Origin of the sequence: Yoonia sp. (genome assembly GCF_036007805.1) — a bacterium.
Taxonomy (GTDB): Bacteria; Pseudomonadota; Alphaproteobacteria; order Rhodobacterales; family Rhodobacteraceae; genus Yoonia.
The window spans coordinates 1-5702 of sequence record NZ_DASYOK010000324.1 but is presented as its reverse complement, the minus strand read 5'-3'; the positions used below and the strand labels follow the sequence as shown (position 1 = coordinate 5702).

9 protein-coding genes are annotated in these 5702 nt (G+C 57.6%); 8 read left to right on the top strand and 1 reads right to left on the bottom strand.

Annotated elements, in window-relative coordinates; translation table 11 throughout:
- From VGP75_RS17260 to VGP75_RS17250, 3 genes are all read left to right on the top strand, one after another.
- A partial coding sequence (locus tag VGP75_RS17260; protein WP_327544834.1) for an SGNH/GDSL hydrolase family protein occupies window positions 1–642 on the top strand: 642 nt, incomplete at its 5' end.
- A gap of 30 nt (window positions 643–672) precedes the next feature.
- The gene (locus VGP75_RS17255; protein WP_327544833.1) at window positions 673–1551 is read left to right on the top strand and encodes a 50S ribosomal protein L11 methyltransferase; all 879 of its coding nucleotides are present in this window, start codon (window positions 673–675) and stop codon (window positions 1549–1551) included.
- 99 nt (window positions 1552–1650) lie between these two features.
- On the top strand, window positions 1651–1998 hold the full coding sequence (locus VGP75_RS17250; RefSeq protein WP_327544832.1) for a hypothetical protein: 348 nt from the start codon (window positions 1651–1653) through the stop codon (window positions 1996–1998).
- Window positions 1999–2073: 75 nt separating this feature from the next.
- Here VGP75_RS17250 and VGP75_RS17245 read toward each other — a convergent pair whose 3' ends face one another.
- Window positions 2074–2289: a DUF1127 domain-containing protein gene (locus VGP75_RS17245; RefSeq protein ID WP_327544831.1), complete on the bottom strand. Its 216-nt coding sequence runs from the start codon at window positions 2287–2289 to the stop codon at window positions 2074–2076.
- Window positions 2290–2592: 303 nt separating this feature from the next.
- Here VGP75_RS17245 and ruvC point away from each other — a divergent pair, with 303 nt between their 5' ends.
- The 5 genes from ruvC to VGP75_RS17220 all read left to right on the top strand — a co-directional run.
- Window positions 2593–3099: a crossover junction endodeoxyribonuclease RuvC gene (gene ruvC, locus VGP75_RS17240; RefSeq protein ID WP_327544830.1), complete on the top strand. Its 507-nt coding sequence runs from the start codon at window positions 2593–2595 to the stop codon at window positions 3097–3099.
- The gene (gene ruvA, locus VGP75_RS17235; RefSeq protein WP_327544829.1) at window positions 3096–3755 is read left to right on the top strand and encodes a Holliday junction branch migration protein RuvA; all 660 of its coding nucleotides are present in this window, start codon (window positions 3096–3098) and stop codon (window positions 3753–3755) included. Before ruvC ends, ruvA begins: the two co-directional genes overlap by 4 nt.
- A 9-nt stretch (window positions 3756–3764) precedes the next feature.
- Entirely contained in the window at window positions 3765–4784 is a 1020-nt protein-coding gene (gene ruvB / locus VGP75_RS17230) for a Holliday junction branch migration DNA helicase RuvB (RefSeq protein ID WP_327544835.1), read from the top strand.
- A gap of 35 nt (window positions 4785–4819) precedes the next feature.
- The gene (locus VGP75_RS17225) at window positions 4820–5443 is read left to right on the top strand and encodes a hypothetical protein (RefSeq protein WP_414727820.1); all 624 of its coding nucleotides are present in this window, start codon (window positions 4820–4822) and stop codon (window positions 5441–5443) included.
- Window positions 5440–5702 (top strand): YbgC/FadM family acyl-CoA thioesterase (locus VGP75_RS17220; RefSeq protein ID WP_327544827.1); only part of this gene is annotated, 263 nt, incomplete at its 3' end. The genes VGP75_RS17225 and VGP75_RS17220, both read left to right, overlap by 4 nt.

Below are 5702 nucleotides of genomic sequence, written 5' to 3'. Positions count from 1 at the left end.
CCAGCGGGGGATCGCACAGGCACGATTGGTCAGGGGCCTGCGCTGCGGCTCTTGATCCTGGGTGATAGCTCGGCTGCTGGGGTGGGTGTCGCGCGGCAAGAGCAGGCTTTGATGGGCCAGCTGACCGCGCATTTGGCCCCCTCTGTGACCGTGACATATCATCTGCATGCGGTGACTGGCGCCAGGACATCGGATGTATTGGTGTGGCTCGATACGCTGAAAGAAGGCCCATACGATGTTGTTGTCACGGCTTTGGGTGTGAATGACGTGACTAAGGCTGTGTCGCTGGGGCGATGGCGGCGGCAACAAACAGCTTTGTTTGATCGGCTGACGACACAGTTCGGCGCGCGTAAGATCGTGGTCTCCGGCCTGCCACCGATGGGACAATTCCCGCTTTTGCCGCAGCCCCTGCGCTGGGTGCTGGGGCGTCAGGCGGCCCGTTTTGACAGGCATCTACATGCGCTTGTCGCGGCACGGCCTGTCTGTACGATGGCGCGCATTGATCTGGGACTGGATGAAACCAACATGTCCGAAGACGGGTTCCACCCTGGCCCCGAGGTCTATGCGGTTTGGGCGAAAGAGATCGCGCAGATCATCCTTGCAGATCGCGAATTGCTTGACGGGACGCAGGACGCCCCATAACGGAAAGTGAACCAGCGCAAGGGCAAGATGATGATTACCTATTCGGCTTTGACAACGATCACCGGTGAAGACCCGGCCTATGCCTTGGCCGAAGCGATTGAAGGGCTAGAGCCGGAACCGACGGGTGTAGGTGTTTTCGAGATCGAGGACGGATCGGGCCTTTGGGAGGTCGCCGCCTACTTTATGGATCGGCCCGATGCCGGTGCTTTGGCTGTGTTGTCGGCGCTCTACAACGCCAAGCCTTTTAATATCTCGGAAATCCCCGAACAGGATTGGGTTTCAAAAGTGCAGCGGGAACTGTCCCCCGTGCAGGCAGGGCGGTTCTTCGTCTATGGCACGCATGATGCAGACAAGGTGCCCGCCGACAAGATCCCGTTACTGATTGATGCGGCCATGGCCTTTGGCACGGGGCATCATGGTACCACGAAGGGCTGTCTGGAGGCTTTCGACAAGTTGCTGACAGACGGTTTCGCCGGAAAGAACATTCTGGATGTGGGTTGCGGTACAGCGGTGCTGGCGATGGCCGCAGCCAAAGTGCTGCCTGACGCGGTTCTTGCCAGTGATATTGACCCGACGGCCGTTGAAGTGGCGCAAGCCAATGTTGTCAGCAACGGGCTACAGGACCGTGTGAACTGCGTTGTGGCAGCCGGTTTCGGTGCGCCTGTTTTGAAAGACAGCGCGCCCTATGACCTGATCTTCGCGAATATCCTCAAGGCCCCGCTGATCGGTCTGGCGCCGGATATGGGGGCCAATATTGCCGAGGGCGGCTATGCGATTCTGTCGGGGATTCTCAATGAGCAGGCCGACGAGGTAGTCGCCGTATATGCAGAAAACGGGTTCAATCTTGTTGAACGGCGTGTGATTGTTGACTGGACAACGCTAATTTTAGGCAAAGTTTCGTCCAAATAAGGCCATAATGCCTAGATTAATTGAAAATTCACTCGGTTGGTGCGAACGTATCGTTGTTGTTGTATTATGAGTAACCGTCAAACTTAGGAGGATGATTCGGTGCAAGCCCACGTCCCTTTTGATAAAAGACTGAAAAAGATCGTCCGTCGCCATGAGAAAATGGCCAACGGTGTTGTGCGGACAGTCAACTCTGACGGGTTGATCGTTGCCAAGCCACGGCTTTACCGCCCGCGCTTCCCGCTCAAAGGTCTGTTGGCGGTTCTCTTCCTTGGCTTCCTGTTCAAGGGGTTTCTTTTGGCCTATCTGGGCGAAGCAGCCTATGGCGAGCGGGTTGCGGCACTGCAAGGCGGTACCGTACTTGAACAGGCCGGCGCTTGGGTTATGCAGCCCGATCCTGTGACCATGGTTGCAGCCGCGGGTATCGCGACAGTTCTGCCGCAAAACTAATTTGCGATACCAGACAAACGAAAAGGCCGCGTTCACCGGGAACGCGGCCTTTCGATTTTGGTCAGTCGCTTTTGCTTAGCGTGCGTTACGTGTCGCGATTTTTTCGATGTCGCCGTATGTCAGGCCGATATCATCCAGTTCACGGGCTGTCAGCTTTGACAGCGAATTGCGGGTGATGCGGGCATCGTTCCATGCCGCAACGGCGCTGAACATGTTCATAAAGAACGCAGAAATTTTGCCAGCGGATTGGCCAGCGACGGGGCGGGTTGTGTCAAAAGAGGCCATGGCCATATTCCTATTGTCTATGCTGCAACTGCAGCGTTGATCTGATAGGGGGCATCTATGAGGGAAAGCACGGGTTGACTAGTGCCATCTTAGCATGGGTCATATGCGTTTTCATCATGCCTTATTTTTGTGCATATGCTGCCGCAAAGTATTTATTTATAAGGGTTTAACGGAGGCGTTTTTCACCCTCTGAGTGCCGCATTCAAGCGGTGTGACCTTTTCAGCGCATAACAGGGATACACCAAGCCTCTTGGTCCTTGTTCGCGTTTTGTGCTAGCGATGCTCATAGAACAAAAAAAGAGGCGAGCGATGCGTGTTTTGGGGATCGATCCGGGCCTGCGGAATATGGGGTGGGGCATCATCGACGTGGCCGGGTCACGGCTGACACATGTGGCCAACGGGATCTGTCACTCGCAGGTGGGCGATATGGCCGACCGCCTTTTGTCATTGCATCAGCAACTGACCGCGGTGCTGGAACAGTATCAGCCACAGGCGGCGGCAGTCGAACAGACCTTTGTCAACAAGGACGGGGCAGGGACGCTGAAACTGGGTCAAGCCCGCGGTATTGCGATGCTGGTCCCTGCGCAGGCGGGGCTTGTTGTTGGGGAATACGCTCCCAATGCTGTCAAGAAGGCCGTGGTGGGCGTTGGCCATGCCGACAAGGTGCAGGTCGCACATATGGTCAAAGTGCAATTGCCCGGCGTGCAACTGGCCGGACCTGATGCCGCCGATGCGCTTGCCATCGCGATCTGTCATTCGTTTCACGTACAGTCTTCCAGCAGCCTTGCTGCCGCATTGGCAAAGGCTGGCGCATGATTGGCAAGATTGCAGGACGGCTGGACTATCGCAGCACGGATCACGTGCTAATTGATGTGCGCGGCGTGGGGTATATTGTTTATATCTCTGATCGCGTGATGGCGGGGCTGCCTGCCAATGGTGAGGCGGTGGCGCTTTACACGGATTTGTTGGTCCGCGAAGACAACTTGCAGCTATTCGGATTTACTACGCTCGTTGAAAAGGAATGGCACCGTCTATTGATGTCGGTGCAGGGGATCGGGGCCAAGGCCTCAATGGCGATTTTGGGCACTTTGGGGGCCGATGGCGTCAGTCGGGCGATCGCGTTAGGTGACTGGAATGCTCTGGCCAAGGCCAAAGGTGTGGGCCCCAAGACAGCGCAACGGATAACGATCGAATTGAAAGACAAAGCCCCCGGAGTGATGGCGATGGGTGGATCTGTCGCCGAGGCGCTGGGCGATGACGTGATCGAGGTGGATGCGCCCAAAGTCCCGCGTAAGGCGGCAGTATCACGGGGCAATCCGGCAAGTGCAGAGGCGTTGTCGGCGCTTGGGAACCTTGGCTATGCGCCGGGTGAGGCCGCGAGTGCTGTGGCTGAAGCGGCAGGGGCGACGCCGGATGCGGATACATCAACCCTGATCCGTGCTGCCTTGAAATTGCTGGCACCAAAGGGGTAGAGGATGGCGATGGACCAGCCTGACCCAACATTGCGCGCAGCCCCAAGGCCAGAGGATGAGGACCGTGCGTTGCGTCCGCAAACGCTTGACGCATTTATCGGCCAGCAGGCGGCGCGGGCGAACCTGTCAGTTTTCATCGAGAGTGCGCGCAGGCGCGGTGAGGCGATGGATCATACATTGTTCCATGGCCCGCCCGGTTTGGGCAAAACCACGCTCGCCCAGATCATGGCACGTGAATTGGGGGTGAATTTCCGGATGACCTCGGGGCCGGTTCTGGCCAAGGCGGGTGATCTGGCGGCGATCCTGACGAACCTCGAAGCACGGGATGTCTTGTTCATTGATGAAATCCACCGGCTTAATCCGGCGGTGGAAGAGGTGCTTTATCCCGCTTTGGAGGATTTTGAGCTTGATCTGGTAATCGGCGAAGGCCCTGCCGCGCGCACAGTGCGGATCGAATTGCAGCCCTTTACGCTTGTTGGCGCGACCACACGGATGGGGCTTTTGACCACACCGCTGCGTGACCGTTTCGGGATTCCGACACGGTTGGAGTTCTATACCGAAGACGAGTTGCACGAAATCGTAACGCGCGGCGCGCGGTTGATGGGCGCACCTGCAGCCCCTGAAGGCGCGCGCGAGATCGCCCGCCGTGCGCGTGGCACGCCGCGGATTGCAGGGCGGTTGTTACGCCGTGTGGTGGATTTCGCAATTGTTGAAGGCGACGGGACGGTCACCCAAGCCATTGCGGATAGTGCCTTGACCCGTCTTGGCGTGGATCATCTGGGACTTGATAATGCCGACCGCCGCTATCTGCGTCTGATTGCAGAGAGCTACGCAGGCGGACCTGTGGGGGTCGAGACGCTCTCGGCGGCCCTGTCGGAAAGCCGCGATAGTCTGGAAGATGTGATCGAACCCTATCTGCTGCAAAAGGGGCTGATCCAGCGCACGCCAAGGGGCCGGATGCTGGCGCAGCTTGCTTGGACGCATTTGGGGCTCAACGCGCCCAAATCGCAGACGGATTTATTTGGTTGAGAGGGCAGATGCCTCCGGCGGAAGTTTGAATGGACATGGAAAATCAGGCGATAGAGCAGCTTTTTACCCGTGCGGACGGTGCCTATGTGTTTGCCCGTTGGGGGCGGCCGATCGTGCCGGTGGTGTTCGGGGTCGATGATGCCACACTGGCGGTATTCAAAGGCGCGATCGAGGCTGTGGTGACACTGGCGTCGCATCAGATGGCCGAGACGGATATGGAATTGGGTGCGAACCTGATGGTGTTTTTCTGTCAGGATTGGGATGAAATGACCGAGGTGCCGCATCTGGACAAATTGGTGCCTGATCTTGCGCCGTTGGTAGGGCGTTTGAAGCAGGCCGATGCCAATCAATACCGGATTTTCCGGTTCGATGAGGCGGGCGCGATACGGGCGGCCTTTGTGTTCTTGCGCATGGATGATCATCTGGCAGCGGTGCCTGCGGATACGCTGGCGCTGAGCCAGGCAGTGCAGACGATACTGTTGTGGTCGGATACGGCCTTTGACGAGGTACCGCCTTTGGCGATGATTGGGGATAAGGCGATGTTGCGGCCTGAAATCGCGGATGTGATCCGTGCGGCCTATGATCCGGTCATGCCATCCATGGCGCGCGATGCCAGCCATGCTTTGCGGATCGCGGCACGGGTTCAGCGCCCGTCATGACGCATCAATTTCCCATCCGCGTCTATTATGAAGACACCGATCTGGCGGGCATTGTCTATTATGCAAATTACCTGAAATTCATTGAGCGTGCGCGTAGTGAATGGGTGCGCGAGCTGGGTGTCGATCAGGTACAGATGAAAGCGGACGGGCTGGTGTTCGCTGTCCGCCGCGTCGAGGCCGATTATCTGCTGCCAGCGAAATATGATGATGAACTTGTGGTGCATACGACGATGGAGCCGGGATCAGGTGCGCGTCTGGT

What these genes read in the sequence shown, in the direction of transcription:
- ruvA (WP_327544829.1), top strand. Translation starts at nt 3,096, where the DNA reads ATGATTGGCAAGATTGCAGGACGGCTGGACTATCGCAGCACGGATCAC.
- VGP75_RS17225 (WP_414727820.1), top strand. Translation starts at nt 4,820, where the DNA reads ATGGAAAATCAGGCGATAGAGCAGCTTTTTACCCGTGCGGACGGTGCC.
- VGP75_RS17255 (WP_327544833.1), top strand. Translation starts at nt 673, where the DNA reads ATGATTACCTATTCGGCTTTGACAACGATCACCGGTGAAGACCCGGCC.
- ruvC (WP_327544830.1), top strand. Translation starts at nt 2,593, where the DNA reads ATGCGTGTTTTGGGGATCGATCCGGGCCTGCGGAATATGGGGTGGGGC.
- ruvB (WP_327544835.1), top strand. Translation starts at nt 3,765, where the DNA reads ATGGACCAGCCTGACCCAACATTGCGCGCAGCCCCAAGGCCAGAGGAT.
- VGP75_RS17245 (WP_327544831.1), bottom strand. Translation starts at nt 2,289, where the DNA reads ATGGCCATGGCCTCTTTTGACACAACCCGCCCCGTCGCTGGCCAATCC.